The organism is Cutibacterium namnetense, from assembly GCF_001642025.1.
Classification (GTDB): domain Bacteria; phylum Actinomycetota; class Actinomycetes; order Propionibacteriales; family Propionibacteriaceae; genus Cutibacterium; species Cutibacterium namnetense.
Map to the genome: position 1 here is coordinate 414737 of NZ_LWHO01000001.1, position 23436 is coordinate 438172.

General features: G+C 61.6%; 22 protein-coding genes. 16 read left to right on the forward strand and 6 right to left on the reverse strand.

Going from position 1 to position 23436, the window contains the following annotated elements:
• Positions 1 to 9: 9 nt before the first annotated feature.
• Both A5483_RS01730 and hemE read right to left on the reverse strand, forming a co-directional pair.
• Positions 10 to 1440: a protoporphyrinogen/coproporphyrinogen oxidase gene (locus A5483_RS01730; protein WP_063810818.1), complete on the reverse strand. Its 1431-nt coding sequence runs from the start codon at positions 1438 to 1440 to the stop codon at positions 10 to 12.
• A 19-nt stretch (positions 1441 to 1459) separates the two neighbouring features.
• A complete protein-coding gene (gene hemE, locus A5483_RS01735) occupies positions 1460 to 2521 on the reverse strand; it encodes a uroporphyrinogen decarboxylase (protein WP_063810819.1) in 1062 nt (353 codons plus the stop codon).
• A gap of 129 nt (positions 2522 to 2650) precedes the next feature.
• On the opposite strand from hemE, the gene A5483_RS01740 reads away from it, so the two are divergent.
• The 3 genes from A5483_RS01740 to A5483_RS01755 all read left to right on the forward strand — a co-directional run bounded on the left by A5483_RS01740 (position 2651) and on the right by A5483_RS01755 (position 6746).
• Entirely contained in the window at positions 2651 to 3985 is a 1335-nt protein-coding gene (locus A5483_RS01740; RefSeq protein ID WP_042842985.1) for a glutamyl-tRNA reductase, read from the forward strand.
• Between the two features lie 50 nt (positions 3986 to 4035).
• A complete protein-coding gene (gene hemQ, locus A5483_RS01745; protein ID WP_267896537.1) occupies positions 4036 to 6048 on the forward strand; it encodes a hydrogen peroxide-dependent heme synthase in 2013 nt (670 codons plus the stop codon).
• A gap of 317 nt (positions 6049 to 6365) precedes the next feature.
• Entirely contained in the window at positions 6366 to 6746 is a 381-nt protein-coding gene (locus tag A5483_RS01755) for a hypothetical protein (protein WP_176607884.1), read from the forward strand.
• A gap of 32 nt (positions 6747 to 6778) precedes the next feature.
• Here the strand turns inward: A5483_RS01755 and disA are convergent, their stop codons facing one another.
• The 4 genes from disA to A5483_RS01775 form a co-directional block, all read right to left on the reverse strand.
• Positions 6779 to 7882: a DNA integrity scanning diadenylate cyclase DisA gene (gene disA / locus A5483_RS01760; RefSeq protein ID WP_063810821.1), complete on the reverse strand. Its 1104-nt coding sequence runs from the start codon at positions 7880 to 7882 to the stop codon at positions 6779 to 6781.
• Positions 7883 to 7934: 52 nt separating this feature from the next.
• Positions 7935 to 9332, reverse strand: a complete 1398-nt coding sequence (radA, locus tag A5483_RS01765; protein WP_002549656.1) for a DNA repair protein RadA — start codon at positions 9330 to 9332, stop codon at positions 7935 to 7937.
• Between the two features lie 65 nt (positions 9333 to 9397).
• A complete protein-coding gene (locus tag A5483_RS01770; protein WP_002549724.1) occupies positions 9398 to 11044 on the reverse strand; it encodes an NAD-dependent malic enzyme in 1647 nt (548 codons plus the stop codon).
• Positions 11045 to 11108: 64 nt separating this feature from the next.
• Positions 11109 to 11747 (reverse strand): VOC family protein, encoded by a 639-nt coding sequence (locus tag A5483_RS01775; RefSeq protein ID WP_002549665.1) that lies wholly within the window; start codon positions 11745 to 11747, stop codon positions 11109 to 11111.
• A 211-nt stretch (positions 11748 to 11958) separates the two neighbouring features.
• Between A5483_RS01775 and A5483_RS01780 the strand changes: the two genes are divergently transcribed.
• From A5483_RS01780 to ccsB, 13 genes are all read left to right on the forward strand, one after another.
• The gene (locus A5483_RS01780) at positions 11959 to 12789 is read left to right on the forward strand and encodes a sugar phosphate isomerase/epimerase family protein (protein ID WP_042842986.1); all 831 of its coding nucleotides are present in this window, start codon (positions 11959 to 11961) and stop codon (positions 12787 to 12789) included.
• A gap of 59 nt (positions 12790 to 12848) precedes the next feature.
• Positions 12849 to 13745, forward strand: coding sequence for a proline dehydrogenase family protein (locus A5483_RS01785; RefSeq protein WP_042842987.1), 897 nt, complete (start codon positions 12849 to 12851; stop codon positions 13743 to 13745).
• Positions 13746 to 13810: 65 nt separating this feature from the next.
• Positions 13811 to 14581, forward strand: coding sequence for a CPBP family intramembrane glutamic endopeptidase (locus tag A5483_RS01790; protein WP_063810955.1), 771 nt, complete (start codon positions 13811 to 13813; stop codon positions 14579 to 14581).
• Between the two features lie 45 nt (positions 14582 to 14626).
• A complete protein-coding gene (locus A5483_RS01795) occupies positions 14627 to 15670 on the forward strand; it encodes an aspartate-semialdehyde dehydrogenase (RefSeq protein ID WP_063810954.1) in 1044 nt (347 codons plus the stop codon).
• Complete coding sequence (gene proC / locus A5483_RS01800) at positions 15667 to 16458, forward strand: pyrroline-5-carboxylate reductase (RefSeq protein WP_063810822.1); 792 nt, start codon at positions 15667 to 15669, stop codon at positions 16456 to 16458. The genes A5483_RS01795 and proC overlap by 4 nt, the downstream gene beginning before the upstream one ends.
• Positions 16459 to 16593: 135 nt before the next feature.
• Positions 16594 to 16695, forward strand: a complete 102-nt coding sequence (locus tag A5483_RS01805; RefSeq protein WP_042842924.1) for a 30S ribosomal protein bS22 — start codon at positions 16594 to 16596, stop codon at positions 16693 to 16695.
• Positions 16696 to 16735: 40 nt separating this feature from the next.
• Positions 16736 to 17056: a glutaredoxin family protein gene (locus A5483_RS01810; protein WP_193790411.1), complete on the forward strand. Its 321-nt coding sequence runs from the start codon at positions 16736 to 16738 to the stop codon at positions 17054 to 17056.
• A gap of 123 nt (positions 17057 to 17179) precedes the next feature.
• Entirely contained in the window at positions 17180 to 18892 is a 1713-nt protein-coding gene (locus tag A5483_RS01815) for a bifunctional uroporphyrinogen-III C-methyltransferase/uroporphyrinogen-III synthase (RefSeq protein ID WP_063810824.1), read from the forward strand.
• A gap of 71 nt (positions 18893 to 18963) precedes the next feature.
• Positions 18964 to 19632 carry a histidine phosphatase family protein gene (locus A5483_RS01820; protein ID WP_002549596.1) on the forward strand — a complete coding sequence of 223 codons (669 nt, stop codon included), beginning with the start codon at positions 18964 to 18966 and terminating at the stop codon, positions 19630 to 19632.
• Entirely contained in the window at positions 19629 to 20198 is a 570-nt protein-coding gene (locus tag A5483_RS01825; RefSeq protein WP_063810825.1) for a TlpA family protein disulfide reductase, read from the forward strand. Before A5483_RS01820 ends, A5483_RS01825 begins: the two co-directional genes overlap by 4 nt.
• 47 nt (positions 20199 to 20245) lie before the next feature.
• Complete coding sequence (locus tag A5483_RS01830) at positions 20246 to 20956, forward strand: cytochrome c biogenesis CcdA family protein (RefSeq protein WP_063810956.1); 711 nt, start codon at positions 20246 to 20248, stop codon at positions 20954 to 20956.
• Positions 20956 to 22545, forward strand: coding sequence for a cytochrome c biogenesis protein ResB (resB, locus tag A5483_RS01835; protein ID WP_063810826.1), 1590 nt, complete (start codon positions 20956 to 20958; stop codon positions 22543 to 22545). The genes A5483_RS01830 and resB overlap by 1 nt, the downstream gene beginning before the upstream one ends.
• Positions 22542 to 23435 carry a c-type cytochrome biogenesis protein CcsB gene (gene ccsB, locus A5483_RS01840; RefSeq protein WP_002549553.1) on the forward strand — a complete coding sequence of 298 codons (894 nt, stop codon included), beginning with the start codon at positions 22542 to 22544 and terminating at the stop codon, positions 23433 to 23435. The genes resB and ccsB overlap by 4 nt, the downstream gene beginning before the upstream one ends.
• Position 23436: the final 1 nt, after the last annotated feature.

The following is a 23436-nucleotide window of genomic DNA, read 5'->3' on the forward strand; positions in this document are numbered from 1 at the left end:
AGCCTGCCATCAGACAAGTTGGCGAACCGTCCGGCGGGCCTGCGGTACCAGAGCGGCAATGCCTGAACCCGATGCCCATGCCCCGACTAAGCCGATCTTTCCCCGTCCTGACTGGTTCAACGCTTCTAGCTGATGATGCAGGCCGTCACGCCATGCTCGGGTCTGCGGAGTCGTTGGGGCTAGGGAACCTGTCCAGTGAATGATCTGAGAATCTACGACTTGCTCGGCCGAGAGCTCCTCACCGAGTAGGACGGAGGCGTCAGCTAGAGCCTGGTCAACGCTCAAGGCGACATTCTCTTCCCCGGAGCGCCCGTAGGAGATCCGTAGTAAGTGCAGACCTTGAGGACACGATTCTGCCAAGCTGGGCCACTTCGCCGACATGTGGGTGAGCGCCTTGGCGGTGACGGTGGTCGTTCCGGGAGCCACCAGCATGCCGTTTCCGCGTGGGCTGGAATCCAGCTCGGGCGCTTGCACGGCGAGATTGACGTGGCCGATCGGCGCGCCCGGCACCATCTCGGGCCCAACGGTGTCGATGACGCTGCTCAACAGTCTGGTGGCAGGTCCGGCCGAGCAGGCCACCACGACTCGAGGGGTCAGGAAGGAGTGGATCGCGCCGTCGGGGCTGGGGGGCAACGATGGGTTCGGATTGCGGGAGGTTTCAGCGGTCTCCACCAGCCACAGGTCCCCGTGGCGGGCCAGCCCGCGGGCTCCCACGCGGGTCATGGTCGTCGCGCCGGCCTGCTCAGCTTGTCGGCGCAGCTCGGCGGGCATGGTGAACATGCCACCGGCTACCGAGGCGATTGCGGGCCCCGCCGGCATCCGTGAGCGGCATAGCGCAACTCCTGCCGCCAGCGATCCGGTGGCCTGGGCGGCAGCTCTCAGACCGGGGGCGACGACATCGGCCGACAGCAGATGCGGATCGGCGGCGTGGATCCCGCCGGCGATTGGGGTGACGAGACGACGCAGTACCTGTGGCCCCATCCGGGACGCCACCAACGTGCCGAGGTCGCGAGGGAGGTCCTCAGGCATGGGGGCGTGATCGAGCTCGGCGGCGTGGGCAGCCTCTTGCGCCCCTAAGGCGATGACGACGGCTGGGTCCGACAGGTCCGCCGGGATGCCAAGAATGGCATTGTCGGGCATCGCGAAGCAGGCGTCGTCGGAGTACACCCAAGATGGGGCACTGGCCGGCTTCTCAACCGTCAATCCCAGCTCAGCGGCCAGGTCAGCGGTGTCAGGTAGACGGATCGCCCACCCTTCAGCCCCGATGTCGTAGCTGATTCCGGCCAGCGTCGACCCGGCGACCAGCCCCCCGGTGTACCCGCGGGACTCGATAAGTACGGGGTGCAGACCTTCCTTGGTGAATTGCCAAGCGGCCACGAGGCCAGCCATGCCCCCGCCAATGACGACGGCGTCGACGTGCTGCGGATCAGAGGTGTTCATCGTCGTCTCCTTACACCATTCACAGTGAGTGCACTAGCTCCACTAGCCGTGTCAGGACGTTGGGGTCGGTGTTGGAGGGCACGCCGTGACCCAGATTGACGACGTGCCCAGGGGCCTGATGTCCTGCCGCGACAATATCGCGGGTGGCGGTCTCTAGCGGTTCCCAACTGGCGAAGAGCAAGGCTGGATCAATGTTGCCCTGCACTGGCATCTCCATCTCGGAGACCATCAGGGTGGCGCAGGCCTCGTTGAGGCTGATGCGGTGGTCGACGCCAAGTACCGGGTATCGCGACGCAGTAGCGGCCACCTGTGCGAGTTCAGAAAGTAAATGGGTGGCGTTGACGCCAAAGTGGACTACTGGGGTGTTCGGGTCGACGCTTGCCAGAGCGCGCTGAGAGAACGGTGCGACGCTGGCTCGGTAGTCGCTTGCGCTCAGCGATCCAGCCCAGGAGTCAAAGAGCTGGACGGCACGCGCTCCGCCGCGCAATTGAGCAGCCAGGAAGGCAGCGTCCAGGTCGGCGACCCACTCCATGAGCTTCGCCCAGGCCGGTGGGTCTGAGTGCATCATCGCCCGGGCCGATAGATGGTCGCGGGAGGGCCCGCCCTCGACGAGGTAGGCGGCGATAGTAAATGGGGCACCCGCGAAACCAATGAGCGGGGTGGCGTCGCCTAGCTCGGCGACCACCAGCCGGGCAGCTTCCTCGATAACTGACGGGTCCCCGATATTGCGCTGAGTAATGCGGTCAACGTCATAGGCAGTGCGAACGGGCTCATCGAGAACGGGCCCGACTCCCGGCTCAATGCGCACTCCCGCTCCGGTTAGGGCAAGCGGCACCATGATGTCGGAGTAGAGAACGGCCCCGTCGACGTGGTGGCGGCGCACGGGTTGGCAGGTGATTTCTGCCGCGAGCTCGGGGTTGAGGCAAGAGTCGAGCATCGTGGTGCCTTTTCGGGCTTCGCGGTACTCCGGTAGCGAACGTCCTGCCTGGCGCATAAACCACACCGGGGTGACGGTAGGGCGGTGTCCAGTCATGGCCTGCAGAAGCGGTGAATCTGCTGTGAAGGTGGTGTTGTGAGTCATTACCTCGATTGTGCCTCACTGCGTGCGAATGCCATTCGTGGGGCGGTTAGTTGGCGGGGCATGGGCTTCGTACGTACTGGGGTTCGTCGTTACACCATGGTTGAATAGCGCCTTGTGGGATTGTGTGTCTTGACCGTAGATCATGCCGATCAGGGGCTTGATGTCGTTTCCGAGGCTGCCGCGCAGGTTAACGGGCTCGGCCTGGCATTGACCGATCATCCCCAGATCCGGGGCGCACTTGTGCTGTCTACGTGCAACCGGGTGTGCCTGGTCGTTGAAACCTCCGCTGACGCGGTCGCCCAGGGGTTCGGCGAGGCTGCATTGCGTAAGTGTATTGCAGATCACGGTGCAAATGTGTTGGCTGAATCCGCCCAGCTCTTCTGTGAGGACGACGCTGTGTGGCGTTTGTTCCGGGTGGCTGCTGGTATGGAGTCGATGGTTTTCGGGGAGCGCGAAGTCGCTGGACAAATGAAGCGTGCCCTCAGTGAGGCGCGCCGTGAGCAGACCGTCTCCTACACCATTGGTCACGTCGTTGAGGAGGCTCTCAAGACGTCGCGGCATGTCGCTAGTGAGACTGCGTTGGCTGCTGAGGGTCGCACCGTTGTTGCGGTCGGGCTTGACCTCGTCGCAAAACGGATGGACTTGGATGGTGCTCGAGTACTCGTTATGGGAACCGGTTCCTATGCCGGGGCGACGTGCGCGCAGCTGAATTCCCGTGGGGCCGCCGAGATTCTGGTCCATTCGGCCTCCGGGCGCGCCGCTGGATTCGCTCGGCGTCACCGCGTCAGTGAGGCCCTCAACCTCGACGCCGCACTGGCACAGACTGACCTTGTTGTCACCTGCCGTGGGTCGGGAGTTCCCGCGTTGTCAGCAGAGGCTGCCCGGCGCGCGGTTGACGCCCGCGGCGGCCGCGATCTCATGGTGCTCGATTTAGCGATCAGCGGGGACGTTGAGGAGCCTGTTCCCGCTGGGGTAGAGGTTATCGACCTTGAGACGATACGGCAGGCTGTTCCCTCTTCTGCGGAAGCTGAGCGGGCCGCTGCCGAGCACATCGTCGCTACCGGAGTCCGTCACCTTGCCGTAGACCTCGAGCGTCGTCGGATGGCTCCGGCTGTCGTCGCCCTGCGTGACGTCATTTCGGATCTTGTCACTGCTGAACTGGAACGTTTACCCGAGGAAGGCTCGGTCCCCGTCGATGAGGTGGCAGCGTCCCTTCGACGACTTGCTGCGTCTATGGCGCACATCCCGTCGGCTCGGGCCAGGATGGCCTCTGAACAGGGTTTGGGGGACCGCTGGCTCAACTCGTTGTCGGACGTTTTGGGGATCGACGTGGACATCGCTGCACCCGTCATTGACATGTCCAGCTTCGCCAATGCTGACTGCATGAGGTGTCCGGTCACTGGCTTGCGGGTGGAGGACCTTGCTACCGATGGGGCATCCCGAGGTGAGGGGAGGACGTCGTGACCGCCAACCCCTACGCTGCTCCTACTGATCCGCTGGCCCCTTACGACGCCGTGCTTGTCGCTTCTTTTGGCGGGCCACGTTCCCCTGAAGAGGTCATGCCTTTTCTGAGAAGGGTCTCTAGCGGTCGCATCCCCGACGAGCGTTTGGCTGAAGTTGCCCGACACTACGACCGTTTCGGTGGTGTTAGCCCGATTAACGATGCGACGGACGCTTTCGTCAATGCGATTGGAAGCGAATTGCGCCGCCACGGGGTACGAGTTCCGGTGCTGTTAGGAAACCGCAACGGCACTCCCTTCCTTGCGGAAGTGCTGCCCCAAATGCACGCGCACGGGGTACGTCGGGTGTTGGCGGTTGTCACCTCTGCCTATGCCAGCTACTCCGGGTGCCGCCAGTACCGCGAAGAGATTGCGTCTGTCCTGACTCAGGCTGGTATTACCGACATGCAGGTTGACAAGGCGCCCCCCTTCAACGAGGCGCCGGGATTCATTCGCGCCAATGCGGAAGCTTTGATACAGGCGTTTATGCGGATCCCGCCTACCCCTCTCGAAGCTACCCGCGTTGTTTTCGTTACCCACTCCATTCCTGATTCCATGCAGGACGCATCCGGCGCTGGGAAACCGGGAACGGACTACATCTCCCAGCACAAGACGGTTTGTCAGAGGGTCGCCGACCAGGTGCGCCAGGCGTTCGGGAATATGCCCCAGTGGGACTTGGCCTACTGCTCGAGGTCGGGACGTCCCGCCGACCCGTGGCTTGAACCGGACATTAACGACCACCTCCGCAGCCTTCCCGAGCAGGGCGTGAAATCTGTTGTCGTCGCCCCGATTGGCTTCGTTGCTGACCATATGGAGGTCGTGAGCGACCTTGATCACGAGGCTGCGGAGACAGCCCAGGCGTCCGGGCTTGCCTTTGCGCGGGCGGCCACTGCTGGTGCTCATCCGGCCTTTATCGCTGATCTCGCCGGGCTCATCATGTCCCAGGCCGCGGCGACTCGTGGTGAGGGTGGCAATCTGACGTCGTGGCCGGTCCCGTGCGCTGCCGGTTGTTGCCGACGCTGCCCGGACGCCGAGGATCTTCCAGCCGTCTCCGGCAGTGACGACGTTGAGACTGTCGGCGCCGGTGCAGTTGCTTCTAAACCAGTAGTTACAGAGTTTGCGCCAAATGACTCAGCGAGTGCCGTTGGCCCAGCGACTGCACTCGATCGCCCGGAGTCAGCGGCCGTCGAGCCGCAGACTCCTCCTTCCCCCTACGATCTGGTGACTAAGGAGACCGCTATGTCTGACCACTCGAGTGCTGATTCGGTGATTGAGGGACCGCGCGACGACGAAGTTCCCGCCGGTTCTTACACTGCACCGACCGATCCTCGCGATACCCCGGTCATCCCTGAGGAGGTCAACGCCTCCAGTAAGTGGGCGATGTACTCGGTGTTCCGCGTCGTCACTCCGCTGCCTGCTGAGGATGACGAGCGTCGCCACCTCATTGAGGGCTCTGACGAGTGGGTGGGACAGTCCGGTGTCCAGACCCGCGGGTGGTACGACCTGTCGGGCTTGCGCGCTGACGCCGACCTGCTGGTGTGGTGGGTTAGCGACGATCCGACCGTGCTGCAGGACGCCTATCACCGTTTCCGCGCGTCTGGGCTGGGTCGCCACCTGGAGCCGGTGTGGTCGAATGTGGGAGTTCATCGTCCTGCGGAGTTCAACAAGTCTCACTTGCCCTCCTGCTTCGCCGGCATCGCTGCGAGGCGTTGGGCTGCGTTCTACCCATTCATCCGATCCAAGGAGTGGTACCTCCTTCCGGCGGCTGATCGTTCCCGCATGCTGCGCGAGCACGGCATTGTTGGTGCCGCCAGCTCTGACGTCAAGGCCTCAACATTGGCTGCATTCGCGCTGGGGGACTACGAGTGGATTCTCGCCTTGGAGGGCGACGACCTTGCCCGTATTGTCGACGTCATGAAGGACCTTCGCTATGTTGAGGCCCGTCGTCATGTCGACGTTGATACCCCCTTCTTTACCGGCGAGCGTGTCTCTCCGGTGACGTGGGCCGACCGCCAGCTGAGGGCCTGATGGCGCCATTGCGTGGGCTGACTGACCCGGTGGGGCCAGAATCTCCGCAGACGTATTGGGTGCGTCGACTGGTTTTGTTGGCTGGCGTGGTCGCCGTGGTGTTGGTGATTGTCGGAATTGCCAGGCTCATAGGAGGGTCGAAACAGTCGGCTGCTCCGGCAGCTTCGTCGTTCACGCCGAACCCTTCCTGGACTGACACTGCATGGGGGTCGGCGACTCCCTCGGCGAGCTCGTCCGTAAGCCCGAATAGGTCTGCGCCGCGGACGCAGTCCCCGTCGCCATCGACCTCGCCGTCAACCCCGTCGACGTCGTCAGCGTTGTGTAAGGGTTCGCAACTGTCGGTGAAGGTGACCGGAGATACCAAGAAGCCCAAAGTGGGGGGCACCGAAACTTTCACCGTGCAGGTGAGTAGCTCGGCTGGTTGCCACTGGGATACCCAGAAGGTGAAGCAGACCCTCACTGTTACGTCTGGGTCGGATCGTGTTTGGTCGACCGATGATTGCGGTTCCTGGGGGCCAAAGGGTGTGCACGAGATCAAGCCGAAGGGCTCCTGGACTTACGAGGTCTCTTGGCCGACGAAGCGCTCTATGGGGAAGTGCCAGTTATCTCAAGAGCCGCTGGGGGCGGGGTACTATGTCGCCACCGTCCATCTCGATGGTGGCCCCAGCCGCCGCTTTGTCATGCAGATGGGTGCCTGAACCCTGCCGCCATAGTCAGCGCGAGTGCGGACCTAATGAAGGTGATGGGTGCGCTGATCGCCTTCGAAGATGGACTCCAGCCCCTGGCGAATCTCACGGGCCCGTCTGTGGCCGACTCCCTTAATGTCGCCGAGCTCGGAGGTGGATGCCGCCACCAGGGATTGCAGGTCACTGAAGTGGTCGATGATCCGCTGGATTGTGCGTGACGACAGATCCGTCATAAGTGCCAGCTGTCGATGACCGCGTGCCCGGATGGGGGAGTCGAGCGGATGCTCAGCGGGACCGAGGTTGATGGCCTCGGCCACCTTGGTCACGTCGAGCAGGTCTTGCCAGGACAGTTTCTGCAATCCGGAGAGGGAAAATTCGCCAGGGGCGACGCGGCTGGGACGGTAATCATCGGTGAGCAACCGACCAAGGTCTTCTACACCTAGGGACAGTTCGTTGCGCTGCAACTGGACGAGGCGTCCCTCCACACCCAGGGCGGAGACATGTCCGCGGACCTCGACGTCGATGCGACGCCACATTTCGAACCGCTGGGCGACAGCGGCGACGTCACGCACCTGGACTTGGTCACGAATCTCCAGGGTGGTGAGGTTCTCGGCCTCTTCGACTAAACGCCCGCGGTAGCTCGCCAGGGTGGCGAGGGCCTGATTGGCTCGAGCGAGTAACTGTTCGGGCCTCTCGATCAGGTACCGACGGCCGTTGAGGAAGAGCGACATTACCGACATCGACGCCGAGACGACCACCGCGGGCGCACCGGTTTGCTGGGAGAGTCGATCTGCGGTGCGGTGACGGGTGCCAGTCTCGATCGTGGGCAGGCTGCCGTCGGGGACGAAGTGGATCGCGGCTCCCTTGATGCGTTCGTGATCGCTTGAGACAACTAGCCCACCGTCCATCTTGGACAGCTCGCGCAGGGCCTGCGGGGTGAGCCTGACGTCGAGGGGGAATCCGCCGGAACAGACCTCGTTGATCTCTGGCCCATCACCGAGCACGATGAGGGCACCAGTGCGTCCGTTGATGATGCGATCTAGTCCTTCTCGGATAGGCGTACCAGGGGCCAAGAGGGCCATGAGGTGGCGTACCTGTTCCGCCTGCATCTCCCGGGAAGCTTCGGGACCGGGCTGGGCGTCAGTCATAGGTCGACTTTAGTTCGCTGTGCCGAGGTTCTCACCTCGAATGTCCTTACCATCACTGGTCTGCCTTCCGCTTGCGGCGCAAGTTGAGCACGGAAAGGGCTTCGGCTACGCTCCCGACCTCGATGACGTGTAACCCGTGCATCGTCGGGATCTTGGTGTGCGCCTCCCGGGAATTGCGTGGCACCACTGCCAGGTCGAACCCCAGCCGTGCCGCCTCGCCCACTCGTCTTTCCAACCCGGGAACGCGGCGCAAATCGCCAGCCAAGCCGACCTCTCCGAGAGCAACGACTCGGGTCGGAAAATTGGTATCGAGAACCGCGGATGCGACCGCCACCGCGATTGCTAGGTCGGCAGAGGGGTCAGACACCCGGGCACCACCCACCGTCGAGACGTAGACGTCTCGGTTGCTCAACGGCAGACCCGCTTTACGCTCCAGCACCGCCAGGATCATGGCTACCCGGCCGCCCTCGACCCCATGGGTGGTGCGGCGCGGGTACTTTTCGGAAGCTGACGGAGCTACTAAAGCCTGCACCTCTGAGAGTAGGGGACGACGTCCCTCCATCGTCACCGTCACACAGGTGCCCGGCTGGGGATCGGCGTTGTCCGATGTGAACAGGCCAGACGGGTCCGGGACTTCGATGATCCCGCCATCGGTCATCTCGAAGCAGCCCACCTCGTCGGATGGGCCGTAGCGATTCTTTGTGGCACGGACCATACGGAATCCGCAATGGCGGTCCCCCTCGAAATTGAGGACGACGTCAACGAGGTGTTCCATGGTGCGCGGGCCAGCGATCGACCCTTCTTTGGTGACATGGCCGACGATGATGACCGCCATCCCGCGTCTCTTCGCCACCCGTACCAGGGCTCCGGTGACCTCCCTTACCTGCGAGACGCCGCCGGGGGAACCGTCAGCCTGGTTGGTGCTAACTGTTTGTACCGAGTCCAGCACCATGAGGGAGGGCTCGGTTTGCTCGATATGTCCAAGCACCGTACCCAAATCGGTCTCGGAAGCTAGGTAGAGTTCGTCGGCCAGCGACTTCGTACGACCAGCCCGTAGTCGTACTTGGGCAGCCGACTCCTCCCCAGTGACGTAAAGGGTGCGCCGGCCCGCTTTAGCCCACTTGGCCGCGACGTCGAGCAGCAGGGTTGATTTTCCGACTCCCGGCTCTCCAGCGAGCAGAATCACGACCCCAGGCACTAGGCCGCCGCCCAGTACACGGTCGAGTTCGCTGATCCCGGTGAGATGACGGTCGGCGGCTTGCTCACTGACATGACCGATGGGCACAGCCTTCGACGTGGGTGTCGACGAAGCGACCTCAGTGAGTTTTGGTGCCCCCCTCTCAACCACTGAACCCCAGGTTTGGCACTCGCCGCATCGGCCAACCCACTTGGTCGTCGTCCAGCCACACTCGGTGCATACCCACGTCGGAGCCTGCGTCTTCCTTGCCATGGCATTTACCCTGCCAGCAGGAGCCGACACGTTCGGCTACGGCAATGTTCCGCGGTCTATTTCGGTCAGTCCACCGGTGGGTAGTGCGGCCACCACATGGCATCTTGCACTGCCTGGACAACGTTGGAGGGCTTTTTGGTAGCGATTCCCTCCTCGATGGCAGCCTGCACGACCGCTACTGCGACGGTGGCCGAGGAAGCACGCAGGTTCTCCACGGCCGGCAGCAGGGATGACCCAGCTGGACGCGGGTCGACTTGAGAGGCCACCGCGTCGGCGGCGGCGCGGATCATGCTGTCGCTTACCCGTTCGGCTCCCGAAACGATGGCCCCCAGACCCAGCCCCGGATAGAGGAGGGCGTTATTGCCCTGTCCAATCTCGTAACGGGTGCCGGCATAGTGGAAGGGCTCTATTGGAATTCCAGCGGAAACCAGAGCTTTCCCCTTCGACCACGCAATAACGTCGGTAGGCATCGCCTCGATCTTTTCAGTCGGATTCGACAACGGCAGGATGATGGGGCGTTCGACTTCCCGACACATTTCTTCGACGATCTGCTGAGTAAAGGCGTCGTGATCGGTGGAGGTTCCGACGAGGATCGTCGGGTGAATCTGCCGAATCGCCTCCATAAGCCCAATGTGTCCATTGATGCGAGCCCAGTGACGAACCTTCCCAACTGGCTTAGCGTAGGGCTCTTGGTAATCGGGCAGGCCCTCCATATCGTCAGTAACCAGGCCATTGCGGTCGATTAGCCAAATTCGATCGATCGCCTCTTGCTGGCTCAAACCGTCACTGATCATGGCTTCACGGATTTGATCAGCAATTCCGGTGCCAGCCGTACCGGCCCCGTACACGAGCAGACGCTGATCGGCGAAGGACTGCCGGGTCACCTTGAGTCCAGAGATAACGGCCGCCAACACGATGGCCGCCGTGCCCTGCATGTCGTCATTGAAGATGCGGTGGTTCGCGGCGTTCTGCACCAGGATGCGACGAGCATTAGAGGGGCCGAAGTCCTCAAAATGTAGCAGAGCGTGAGGGTACAACTCGCTTGCGACTTCGAGATATTCATGAATCAGCTCGTCGTAGCGTTCCCCGCGCACCCTGGCGTGACGATTGCCAAGATAAGACGGGTCGTTGAGTAAGTACGCGTTGTCGGTGCCAACGTCCAGATTGACGGCAATGGTGCGTTCCGGTCGGATACCTGCGGCGGCGGTGTAGACGGCGAGCTTGCCAATGGAGATATCGGTCCCGTTGACTCCCCAATCTCCAATTCCCAGGATCTGTTCGGCATCGGAAACTACGAGCAAATCAACGTCGTCGGGTCCCAGCTCGAGGGTTTCGAAGGAGGGGCGGACATCCTCGATATGATCTACTGATAAATAGACTGCTCGGGAACGTCGGTAGGCGTGGCTCCACTTCTTGATGGCCTCACCCACGGTGGGGTCATAGATCACCGGTAGTAGTTCGACAAGGTGGTCGACGAGAAGTTTGTAGTAGAGGGTCTCGTTGCGGTTTTGGAGCTCCTCCAGGAAAACGTAGCGATCAATATTACAGCGTAATCCCTGAAGCTGGCGGTAACAGCGTTGAGCCTGCTGCTCAAGGGTCTCGACGGCTGCTGGAAGGCGCCCGATCATGCCGTGTTCTAGCCGTTCGGCTCGGGTAAATGCCGTCCCCCGATTCGTGATCGGGTTGGTCATAGGCTCGGGTTTTCGTGGCACAGCTTCCTCCCAGTAGTGGCTTCCTTTCTCACACTACCGGGAGGACTTGCCAGTGTCGGTGACGTCAGATGCGAACGCGTCCACGCGAGGGGGTGTCGAAAGTCACAGCGTCGATGCCGGGATGGCCGTTGGGGCTGGCGAAATCGAAGGTGATTCCTTCGACCTCGTCCGGGATGGTCTCTCCCAGCCAATCTTCCACGCGCTGACGCGATCCAGATATCTCGACGGAGGTCAGGGTGACGTTGCCACTCAGGCTGGAAGGCAGCAGCTCAGCCGGAGAAGTCCACTTGATGAAGAAGGGCAACTGTGGGTCCGCCATCAGCCCCTTAATCCCGATTTGACGCCACTCGAGGTGACGACCGTCAGGGAAAGTGCGCTTGCCGGGTACCGACTGGCGCTCAAGACGCTTCTCGTAAGGGACGAGGTCATCGACGGAGACGGCCCATCCCATCCAGCCGCCGCCTTGCTCTTGGCGTGCACGCACTGCTTGTCCGAAGACGGCTTTCTCTGCGGCCGGGTGGTCGAGGACCTCCACAATTTCGATATAACGCGGGCCGGCCAGCGGCAGGATGCGATTGCGGGTGCCGAAGCTGGGGTGGATTCCACCGTTGATGAAGGAGGTCCCCAAGACTTCGCCGAGGCGAGCGGCGTCCTCATCGAGACCTGCGGGGCCAGCGGCGAACATGAGATGGTCGACGTGCATGGCAATATTGTCTCCTGTGTGCTTCCCACGATGAAATCGGCCCCCTGGTGGCCGTCATAATGCGGTCTAGCATCGTGGTTCATCGTGACGTGGGCGCAGCGCATCCAACGCCTCCGTCACGGTGTTGGCCGAGGCACGATAGGTTGAGCATGTGCCTGACTGTTTCGGACCTTCTGAAACCACGACCACGTCTGCTTCAGTCGCCCCTCGTGTGACGTTGTCGACGACCTCGGTGTATCCCGAGTCAACCGTCGACGCCTTCGCGTGTGCTAAGGCTATCGGTTATGACGGAGTCGAACTGATGGTCGGTATTGATCCAGTTGCCGCCGACGTTGACCGGATCGTCGATCTGTCGGCCGAGTACGCCGTCACAGTGTGGTCTATCCATGCGCCGTGTCTGCTTGTTACACCGAATGTGTGGGGAAGTGACCCGTGGGGCAAGTTGGATAGGGCTGCTGAGGCTGCCGGACGGCTTGGTTCTAAGCTCATCGTCGTTCACCCTCCGTTTCGTTGGCAACGCGACTATGCCGGTAGTTTCGAGGAAGGCGTTGCCAAATTTAACGAGAAATACTCCCCGCTCGTCTGTGCCGTAGAAAACATGTATCCCTGGCGCACTCCAGCTGGTCGCTTTGCCGCTTATTCGCCGGGCTTTGATCCCACTAGCCTCAGTTACGATCACCTCGTCTTGGACCTATCTCACGCCGCAACCGCCCAGATGGATTCCCGCACTCTGGTTGATCTGTGGGGTCCACGATTGCGGCATATCCATCTGACGGATGGTTCGGGCACCTTTAAGGACGAGCATCTTCTGCCCGGTCAGGGAAACCAGCACGCCTGGGAGGTTGTCGAACGAGCAGTAGCGGGTGGATTCAACGGGGATATCGTGTTGGAGGTCAACACCCGTAAACTTTCTAGCGAGGGCGCGGGTCAAGGTGCCCGGTTCGAGGCGTTGTCTGAAGCTTTGGTGCAGACCAGGATGGCGGTTGATCGGGGCCTCTTTGCTCGCCGATCTGGCCAGACGGGGGAAGGGGCTGGGCAGTGACCGAGAGTCGACATAACTTCCGGGGCGGAGCTGTGCTGGCATCGGGTCGGCGCCTTGCGATGCAATTGGCGATGGACCCCACGATTGCTCACAAGGTGTCTCGATCTCGGATCGCTCGTGAGATCGCTGCGACGTACGTTGCAGGAGAGGACGTCGAATCGGCGATCGATAAGGCTGCCGACCAGGTGCTGAAGGGCCTCGACGTCAGCCTGCACCCCCTCGACCCCGACCCTGTCGACCTCGCCCAGGCTCGACGAGCGATGACCAGACTGTGCGGGGTTATCGAGAGACTCGGCGCTAATCCGGTCTTTGATGGCCATGCTGAGGTGTCGATCAGTTTGGCGGCTCTAGGGCTGAGAGTCAACGACGATCTGGCTCGTGGGCAGGCTCGAGAGGTCTGCCAGATTGCTCGCGACAACCACGTCGCTGTGACTGTTGACGACGGAGGACCCGATGTCCACGATCGTTCGCATCGTATGGTGATGGATCTGCTTGCCGACTACGAAGACACCGGCATCGTCATCCAGGCTGCACGCCACGACTCCCTGATGCAGGTGCGAGAACTGGCTGCTCCAGGGCGCCGCATTAGGTTGTGCAAAGGCTCGTATATCGGTCCTCGTTCAGTCACTTTGATCCGTCCGCACGACGTCGATTTGAGAATGGCCGCCTGCCTGCGCGCTCTTATGGCTGGTCCTTCGACGGTGATGCTAGCTAGCCATGATCCCGTCTTTGTGGCGCTCGGTGAACAGCTCATGGCGAGCCTAGACCGGCCGCTGGAATTCCAAATGCTGCAAGGAATTCGTCCCTTAGAGCAGCGGAGACTGGTGGACATTGGCCACCGGATGCGGGTTTATCTGCCCTACGGCCACGACTGGTATCGGTATTGCACTCGACGAATCGTTGAAAGACCGGGCAATATTTGGCTGTTTGGGCGATCACTGGTGGAAAGGCGTTGACGATGTGGAATGGCACGAGCACCGTCGGCCCTCGTCGGTGCCTGGATGAAAAGCCGCGGCGAGGAATGGCGAGGGATCGTGCGACAGACCGACGCCTGCTTTGGGAGACGATCTTCCTGTTGGCTGTCAGTTTGGGGCAATCAGCCTGGTATTCGATTCTGCGGATGATCGAGCGTCTCACTCGAGGTGTGCCGATGGGCAAGCAGACCTCCACGCTCAACTCTTCGGTGACTCCCGGACGTCCGTGGCTTGATCTGCTGTACCAGTTATCTGATATCGCTTTCGGGGTCGCGCCAGCCATGCTGGCGGTTCTCCTGCTTGTCCAGCTCAGGCCGCCACGTCAAGGGGTCCGTCACGCTTTAGGGCTGGAAGCGCCGGGATGGGGGCGTGACGTTGGAGCTGGGGCAATGCTGGCCGTCATTATCGGTATCCCCGGACTTGCTTTCTACTGGGCGGCGCGTGCTCTTGGCTTCAACACCACTGTTCGGGCTGCTGAGTTGCAGCATGTCTGGTGGACGGCCCCGGTGCTCATCGGGTTGGCAGGTATGAACGCAGTCCTTGAGGAGACTGTCATCGTCGGCTACCTCTTTACGAGGTGGCGTCAGATCGGATGGTCGACGACGACGATTATCGTCACCTCGGCCATCATCCGCGGCACCTATCACCTCTATCAAGGCTGGGGTGGTTTCATCGGCAACATCGCCATGGGCCTGTTCCTAGGCTGGGTTTTCTCTCGTCGGCGGCGACTCCTACCCCTCATCACGGCGCACGCCTTCCTCGACATCGTCTCCTTCCTTGGCTACGCCTATCTGGCTGGCCGCGTTAGTTGGCTATAGAAGCGATTCGGACGCTCACCAAACTTGTCGCCTCTTACCCCTACGATAGGCGTTATGAAGCTTGGAGTCTTCGGAGCCACTGGACAGGTTGGCCGGGTGATGCGCACCCTGCTGGCCGAGCGTCATTTCCCCGCCGATGAAGTGCGGTTTTTCGCCTCCGCTCGTTCGGCTGGTCAGAAGCTGCCCTGGAATGACGGCTCGGGTGACCGTGAAGTTGTCGTTGAGGACACCGCGACGGCTGACTTTGCTGATCTTGATATCGCGATTTTTTCTGCGGGTGGCGGCACCTCCCGCGAGTTTGCCCCCCGAGTTGCGGCCGCCGGTGCTGTCGTTATCGACAACTCCTCCGCCTGGCGACGCGATCCTGACGTCCCGCTGGTTGTCAGCGAGGTCAACCCCGAGGACGTCGCTAAGCGCCCCAAGGGGATCATCGCTAACCCCAACTGCACGACGATGGCTGCGATGCCCGTGCTCAAGCCATTGCATGACGCTGCCGGCCTAACTCGCCTTGTTGTCGCTACGTATCAAGCGGTTTCGGGGTCTGGGGTGGCCGGAGTGCGGGCGCTCACCGACCAAACCACTGCTATCGGTGACCCTACCGGCCTGGTGCTAGACGGGCGCGGGGTGCCGGTAGCCGACCGTGGGCCTTATGTCGCGCCGATTGCGTTCAACGCCCTTCCGGTGGCGGGAAACTTCGTTGATGATGGCAGCGGCGAGACTGACGAGGAACAGAAACTTCGCAACGAGTCTCGCAAGATCCTTCACATCCCGGATTTGCTGGTTGCGGGGACCTGCGTGCGGGTGCCGGTGTATAGCGGTCATGGGCTCGTCGTTCATGCTGAGTTCCGTGACAGCCTTAGCCCGGAGAAGGCCACTGAACTATTGACGCAGGCCCCTGGAGTCAAAGTCGTCGACGTCCCCGATCCCCGCTCGGCAGCCGGAATCGATCCGTCATTGGTTGGGCGTATTCGTGCTGACCAGTCTGCACCGGCTGGTAAGGGTCTGGTGTTTTTCTGCGCTGCGGACAACTTGCGCAAGGGTGCGGCCCTCAACGCGGTGCAACTGGCTGAGCTGGTGGCTGCCGAATGAGCGGGAAGATTGCCGTCCTGGGCTGCGGAACGATGGCGGGGGCGCTCATTGGTGGGCTCATCGACGCTGGAGCGATTCAAGCCGAAGATGTCGTGGCAACAGCGCGGGCGGCGTCCCATCGCGACGAGATTGCTAAGACTTTGGGTGTGACCACCAGCGGTGATAACACCGCGGCTGCCCGAGACGCCGACCTCGTCATCCTCGGTGTCAAACCTTATGCGGCCGTAGAAGTGCTGAAAGAAGTCTCGGGTGCTCTGAAAGTCGATGCGACCGTTATCTCCATCGCTGCCGGTGTCACCACTGAGAAGCTGCTCAGGGTATGGCAGGGGCAGATCGTCCGTGTCATGCCAAATACCCCAGTTCGGGTGGGCAGGGGGGCCTTCATCGTGAGCCCCGCGCCCGGTGCTGAGGATGCAGCTAGGGAGGTGGGTGACCTGCTCGGATCCGTGGGAGTCGTTGTCACTGTGCCTGAGAAGTTACACGACGCCGCCACAGCCGTGTCGGGATCGGGTCCGGCGTACGTATTTCTGGTGGCCGAGGCGATGATCGATGCCGCCGTTGCGATGGGTTTGCCGCGCGACCAGGCTAGCCAGCTTACCGTGGCAACGCTGGCCGGTTCGGCTGAATTGCTGGCAGGGGGCGAGCACCCTGCGGTTCTGCGGTCTAAGGTGACGAGTCCAGGTGGCACTACTGCGGCTGCCGTGGCTGCATTGGAGGCTGGAGGAGTCCGCTCTACTTTCGCCAATGCGATGACGGCATGCCGGGACCGCGCCGCTGGCTTGTCTTGACGGGTCGGCGCGGCGATTTTGGCTCCCATGGCCGACACGGCGTAAAGTACCCCTTTGTCCGCCTTGTCGGTGGGCCAAGAACTTCGCACCTGCCCGGGTGCATCAAGCTTCCAGTTCCAACGAAAGAGGTTGATCGTGGGATCCGTGATCAAAAAGCGTCGCAAGCGCATGGCGAAGAAGAAGCACCGCAAGCTGCTCAAGAGGACGCGTATTCAGCGTCGTCGCGCTGGCAAGTGACGTTTCGGGCGGTTGTGGCATGTGGCGGCATCAACATGGCATGGCTGCCCTCCGCGGCGGTGAATCACGACCCCTCGACCCGCCGGTCGAGGGGCGCGTCGTTATTGTCACCCGCCAGGGGTGTCATTTGTGCGATGAGGCCATTGGTCTTGTTGCACACTTGAGACAGGATTATCGCGATCTCGTACCAGAGCCGATGATCGTTGACGTCGATACCAATGAGGACCTTCGCTCTCGCTGGGGCGATCATGTCCCGGTCACTTTCGTTGACGGTGCCCTTATTGCCTACTGGACTCTTCATGCTGACACCTTCCTGTCAGCCTTGCGCGATGGCCCCTCACTCCCGGCGGTGTTGCCCTGACATCCGAGATGTCCAGTGGGCGGGCACGTTTGCGCCTTTCCTCACAGACCAGCACTATTGACCTCGATGCCCAATGCCGGAGCACACCGCCTGGCATGACGACAGACACCGGAAGGACTCCAGATGACTGACGAGGCTCACCAGCCGACGCCGCAGCCGGTCGGTGATCTGGGCACTGCGTCGTCTCAGACCAGGGTGCAGTTTGTGGGTGCCGGTCCAGGAGATCCGAATCTGTTGACCCTCGGGGCTGTTGACGCCATCAATCGCGCCCAGGTCATCGTCATTTCGTGCGCCGAGTACCGCATGTTGCTTGGCAGTGATTTCCTAGAGCTTCGTCCTGACGTCAGAATCGTGTTGGCTGGCGATGCTGATGAAGAAGCCGTCGCCCTGCCTAGCCAGCCGGGGGGCGCCCCGACCCCCGTCGACGTGGACGAGCACTGTACCGACCTCATTGCCACCGTTATTGAGGCAGCCTCCCAAGGCCTTGAGGTTGTTCGTCTTGTTTCTGGGGACCCCTTCCTTGATGGCGATATTGGCGCCGAAGCTGCCGCTGTGGCCCGCGCTGATCACGACGTCGACGTCATTCCCGGTGTCACTGGCATGACCGCTGTCCCGGAATATGCCGGGCTGATCCTGCATGGCCATGACGTCCAGCTTATTGGGGACGCCGCATGTCAGCGCGATATTGCGGGACATGGTCCCGACTGGTCAGATCAGGGACTCATCGTCGTTCATACCTCAGCTGGCAAGCTTAAAGAAGTCGTCAAACACGCGGTTGCGTCTGGGCGCAGTGAGGATGAGCCTGCGGCTCTGATCTGCCATGGTGCGACGACCCAGCAGATCACCCATACCGTCACCCTTGGCGCGTTGCCGCAGACAGCTAAGACAGCGCGGCTAGATAGTGCTGAGCCGGTTCACGTGGCCATCGGCAAGGTTGTCGAGGCTCCCGATCGCGAGCAGCTCGATTGGTACGAATCCAAGCCGCTATTTGGCTGGAATATTCTCATCCCGCGCACCCGTGACCATTCTGCAACCCTGCCCTCGCGGCTACAGAGTTACGGTGCTCATTCCCTCGACGTTCCCACGATTTCGATGGAGCCGCCGCGTACTCCTCAGCAGATGGATAAGGCTGTTCGCGGTCTTGTTGAGGGACGCTACGAGTGGGTTGTCTTTACCTCTGCCAACGCGGTACGCGCCGTTTCGGAGAAGCTAGAGCAGATTGGTTTGGACGCTCGCGCATACTCAGGCTTGCGTATCGCCGCAATTTTCGATTCGACTATCAACGCTTTGGCCGAATGGGGTGTCCGACCCGATCTTGTGCCAGCTGGGGAGCAGTCCACCCGGGCGTTAGCCGCGGTATTCCCAGCTTTTGACGAGGCTCTCGACCCCATCAACCGCGTTTTCGTGCCGCGTGCCGATATCGCCACTGAGTCCCTGTCAGCCGACCTATCTGAGCTGGGCTGGGAGGTCGAAGACGTCGTGGGGTATCGCACTGTGCGAGCCGCCCCGCCGCCAGCTGAGACCCGTGAAGCTATTAAGACCGGTAAATTCGACGCCGTCGTGTTTACCTCCTCCACGACTGTGCGCAACCTCGTCGGTATTGCCGGAAAACCACACAAGCACACCGTGGTCGCCGCCGTTGGTATGCGTACTGCCGAAACGTGCCGTGAACATGGCCTAATCGTTGACGTCGTCGCCCCCGAACCGACCGCGTTGAGCTTGGCTGACGCCCTGGCGGATTTCGCTGCGAAGCGTCGCGACGACATGGTTGCCAAAGGCCTGTCGGTGGTTCGGCCCTCGCAGCGCAAGCGTCGGGGCCGCCATCCTTCGCGCTGACACGTGCCTATGACGTAGGGTCATGGACAGGGCGGGGTTTTGCCGCCTGAGAAGTATCGGAAGGGGAGACGATGGGCGCCACGACGACTGTCCACCTGCTGCGTCACGGTGAAGTCGATAACCCGACCGGGGTTCTGTACGGCTGCATGCCCGGATACCACCTGTCTGCGCTGGGGCGACGGATGGCGGCCCGTGCCGCTGAGCACTTTGCCAGCGTCGAGTTGTCGGCCCTGGTGAGTTCCCCTTTGGAGCGTGCTAGGGAAACGATGGCCCCCATCGCCGCGCTGCATCCTGAACTTGAGGTGCGCATTGATTCTGACGTCCTCGAAGCCACCAACGTCTTCGAGGGTCAGGTTTTTGGCAAGGGCAACAAGGCCCTGCGCAGCCCTCGTAACTGGCGTTATCTGTCGAATCCCTTAACCCCTAGTTGGGGCGAGCCTTATGTTGAGATCGCCGAGCGAATGACCCGGGCTATTATGCGGGCGGCGAATGAGGTTCCTGCGGGCGGCCAGGCCCTCATCGTCTCTCACCAGCTACCGATTTGGATTGCGCGCTGCGCAGCCGAGGGGCGACGCCTTCCTCACGATCCGCGCTCCCGCAAATGCACTCTCGCCTCAGTCACGAGTTTCGGGGTGCTCAATGGTCGTGTCGTCCGTATTGACTATTGCGAGCCGGCGCGTGACCTTATCCCGGCGAAGGATCGTCGGGCCAACATCTCGGCAGGTGGTGCGCCGGAGTGAAAACTCGGCTCATCGCCGTCTTTGCTGCGGCGACCGTCATGGTGACCGGAGTCTCGGCTTGTTCGTCGGCGTCGGTTAGTGGCGACAAGGGATTCGCAGCTGGAGACGGATCGTGGTCGAAACTTCCAGCCGATAAGCGGGAGCCTGCTGCGGCCCTCGCCGGGGCCGATCTGAACGGTAAGAAGATCAGCACCGCCAATGCCAAGGGCAGGGTCATCGTCGTCAATGTGTGGGGGTCGTGGTGCGCGCCATGCCGTCATGAAGCTCCTGCCTTGGTGAAGGCGGCTGATCGCACCAAGGATGTCGCAGCGTTTTACGGGATCAATACGCGCGATCTTGACCCCGGACCGCCCCAGGCTTTCTCCCGAGCTTTCCATATCTCTTATCCGAGTTTTTATGACCCCGATGGCGCGATGTTGCTCAAGTTCACTGAATTACCTCCCAAAGCGATTCCGTCCACTCTCGTCATCGATCGCAAGGGTCGCTCGGCCGCTCGATTCGTGGGAGAGGTGAGCACCGCCACACTGGTTCAGGCGATTAATGACGTTGCCAAGGAGAGCCAGTGACGCCGCTCGATCTGGGATCTTGGGTAGCCGCGGAATTGACCGGATCGATGGCCGCGGCGATACCGGTGGCGGTATTTGCCGGTCTGCTGTCCTTCTTTTCTCCATGCGTTTTGCCTCTCATTCCTGGCTATCTCAGCTATGTGACGGGTCTGGGGGCTGCAGACGTCATTGAGGGGCGGCGTCGGGCACGCACTGTGGTGGGCACGGTCCTGTTTGTGGTGGGTTTCACCGTCGTATTCGTCGCTACTGGGACGATCATTGGTACCCTCGGCGAGGCGCTTATGAGCCATCGTCGCGCTATTGAGGTCGTCGTTGGAGCCCTGACTGTCGTACTTGGGGCGATGTTTGCTGGGCTTGTTCCGCTGGGTCGACGTGAACTGCGGATCCATTGGCTGCCCCGAGCAGGGGTGGCTGCCGCACCGATTCTAGGGATCGTCTTTGGGCTGGGCTGGACGCCGTGCATCGGGCCGGCCCTGTCCGTGGTCTATGGGCTGTCCTTGGCCCAGGGGTCGGCGGCCCGAGGTGCTGTACTGGCGACCTGTTACTCGTTGGGTCTGGGGATTCCGTTTATTGCGGCGGCTGCTGCCCTGGTGTGGATGGGGCGCACGATTGACGCGGTGCGGATCCATCAGCACGGTGTGCAGCGCTTCGGGGGAATACTCCTGATGGCGATCGGCGTGCTGCTGGTCACCGGATGGTGGGAGTCGATTATGGCGATGTTGCGGACCTGGGCAGGTAAGTTCGGGGCGGTGATCTGATGGGTGATTCCGCTACGGATTCGAAACTGACGAAGACCTCAACATCTGGGAGCAGCGGGCTGGGTTTCCGCTCAGTTATGCGTTGGTTGTGGGGTCAGTTGACGAGCATGCGGACGGCCCTCATTCTGCTCTTCTTGCTTGCACTGGCGGCTATCCCGGGTTCGGTGGTGCCCCAGAGCGCTACTAGCGCGATCAAGGTTTCTGACTTTGCTGCCAACCATCCGACTCTGGACCGCATATGTCGGCCGCTGGGGATGTACCACGTCTACACCTCGGTGTGGTTTTCGGCGATTTATCTGCTGTTGTTCATTAGCCTTATCGGCTGCATCATTCCGCGCGTGGTCAGTCATGCGAAAGCCCTGCGTCGTCAGCCTCCCCGCGTCCCGGCCAGGCTGGATCGGCTAGCAGTCCACGTCTCGACCGTCACCTCCGATTCCGCAGCGGAGGTTGGTACGCGTGCTCAGCAGTGGTTGAAGTCCCACCGGTATCGGTTCGTTGTTGACGACGACGGCTCCCTTCGCGCCGAGGCCGGACGTCATCGCGAGACGGGCAACCTCGTATTCCATATCTTTCTGGTTTTCCTCCTGGTCGGCGTCGGCTGGAACACTCTGTGGGGATTCAAGGGGACTTCCGTCGTTGTGGAGGGCCAGGGTTTTTCCAACAACATCACTCAGTATGACGAGTTCAAGGCTGGGGCGATGGTCGATGCCGATAACCTCACCCCGTTCTCCATGAAGCTGCGCAAATTCGTGGCCTCTTTCGAGACCGGTAGGGTCCAGCGCGGCGCCGCCCGCAACTTCGACGCCACTGTCGACCTCACTGTGGACGGCAAAACAGAAACCCGAGATTTGCAGGTGAACCACCCACTGCGGATCGGATCGACAAAAGTACATCTGCTTGGTCATGGATATGCCGCAGATGTCGTTGTCCGCGACGGTGCTGGCAAGGTGGCCTATTCGGGCCCAGTTGTCTTTCTGCCACAGGATGCCAACTTCAAATCTGTGGGTGTCATTAATGCTCCGGACGCCCGTCCGGATCGTCTGGCTTTTCAGGGATTCTTTCTACCGACCGGCGCGATCACGGCCGGGGGGCCGACGTCCCTCTTCCCGGACGCTCTCAACCCGCAGCTGTACCTGACTGCCTGGTATGGCAAGCCGGCTGTGGAGACGGGGGCACCGTCAAATATTTACACTCTCGACACTACGGGAATGGCTCAGGTGACGAACGGTAAGGAAAAGGCCCGTTTCGTGCTATCGCCTGGCCAGGGGTACAAGCTGCCTGACGGCAGGGGGTCGATTCAGTTCAATGGCTGGCAGAGGTGGGCCAAGATTCAGGTGTCCCGGACACCGGGGCTCCCGTTGACTTTCGTGTCGGTGTTGCTGGCAGTGGCGGGGCTGTGTGTGAGTCTGTTTTCGCGGTCGCGTCGGGTGTGGGTGAGGACGACCTCTGGCGATGACGGTTTGAGGGTAGAGATTGGTGGCCTGGATCGCGGTGACTCCCGATCCGGGGTGGTGGGCGATGTAAATTCTCTGCTGGTTGCGGTACGCGGGGATAGCATGTCTGGCGATATCGAGGAGGAGCAGTCGTGAGTGTGGAGAGTCTGTCTGCCGTTGGCATTGTTACCGCGGCGGCGCTCTATATGCTTGCCTTCCTCGCTCATGCCGTCGAGTGGGCCAGCGTGCGGGGAGCCGAGCGCCCCAGTCACGATGCGCGTTTGCGCTCGGAGACGTGGGGCCGTATGGGGCTCAACCTCACCGTACTGGGTGCCGTTTGCGCTGCGATCGGCGTCGTCTGCCGTGGCATTGCGGCTCGCCGGCTGCCCTGGGGCAACATGTACGAATTCGTCACTGCGGCGCTGTTTTTCGTCGTCATCGCCTACCTTGTGCTTGTCGCCATTCGCCACGTCAGATGGATGGGCATCGCCGTCACCCTGCTGCTAGCAGTCGGTAACGGGCTGGCAGCAACGGTGTTTTACGTGGCCGTGGCGCCGCTAGTGCCGGCTCTGCATTCTGTGTGGTTTGTTATTCACATCGTCGCCGCTTGTATCGCCGCAGCGGCGCTCAATGTCGGGGCTATCGCCTCGATCATGTACCTCATTTCCATGAACGCTCAAGCGAAGGCTCAACGGACTGGAGTTCCCGTCAAGGGATTAGTGGCCAAACTGCCTTCCCTGGAATCCATGGACACCCTGGCATACCGCGCCCACGCCATCGGCTTCCCCATCTGGACCTTCACTATCGCTGCTGGCTCTGTGTGGGCTGACTACGCCTGGGGGCGGTTCTGGGGATGGGACCCTAAGGAGACTTGGTCTTTGGTGACCTGGGTGGTCTACGCGGCCTACCTCCACGCCCGGTCCACCGCAGGATGGCGCGGTCGCCGGGCCGCCGTGATCGCGATCATCGGTGTGGCCTGTTTCTGGTTCAATTTCGTTGGCGTCAACCTGATCTTTAGCGGTCTGCACTCGTACGCTGGCATCTGAC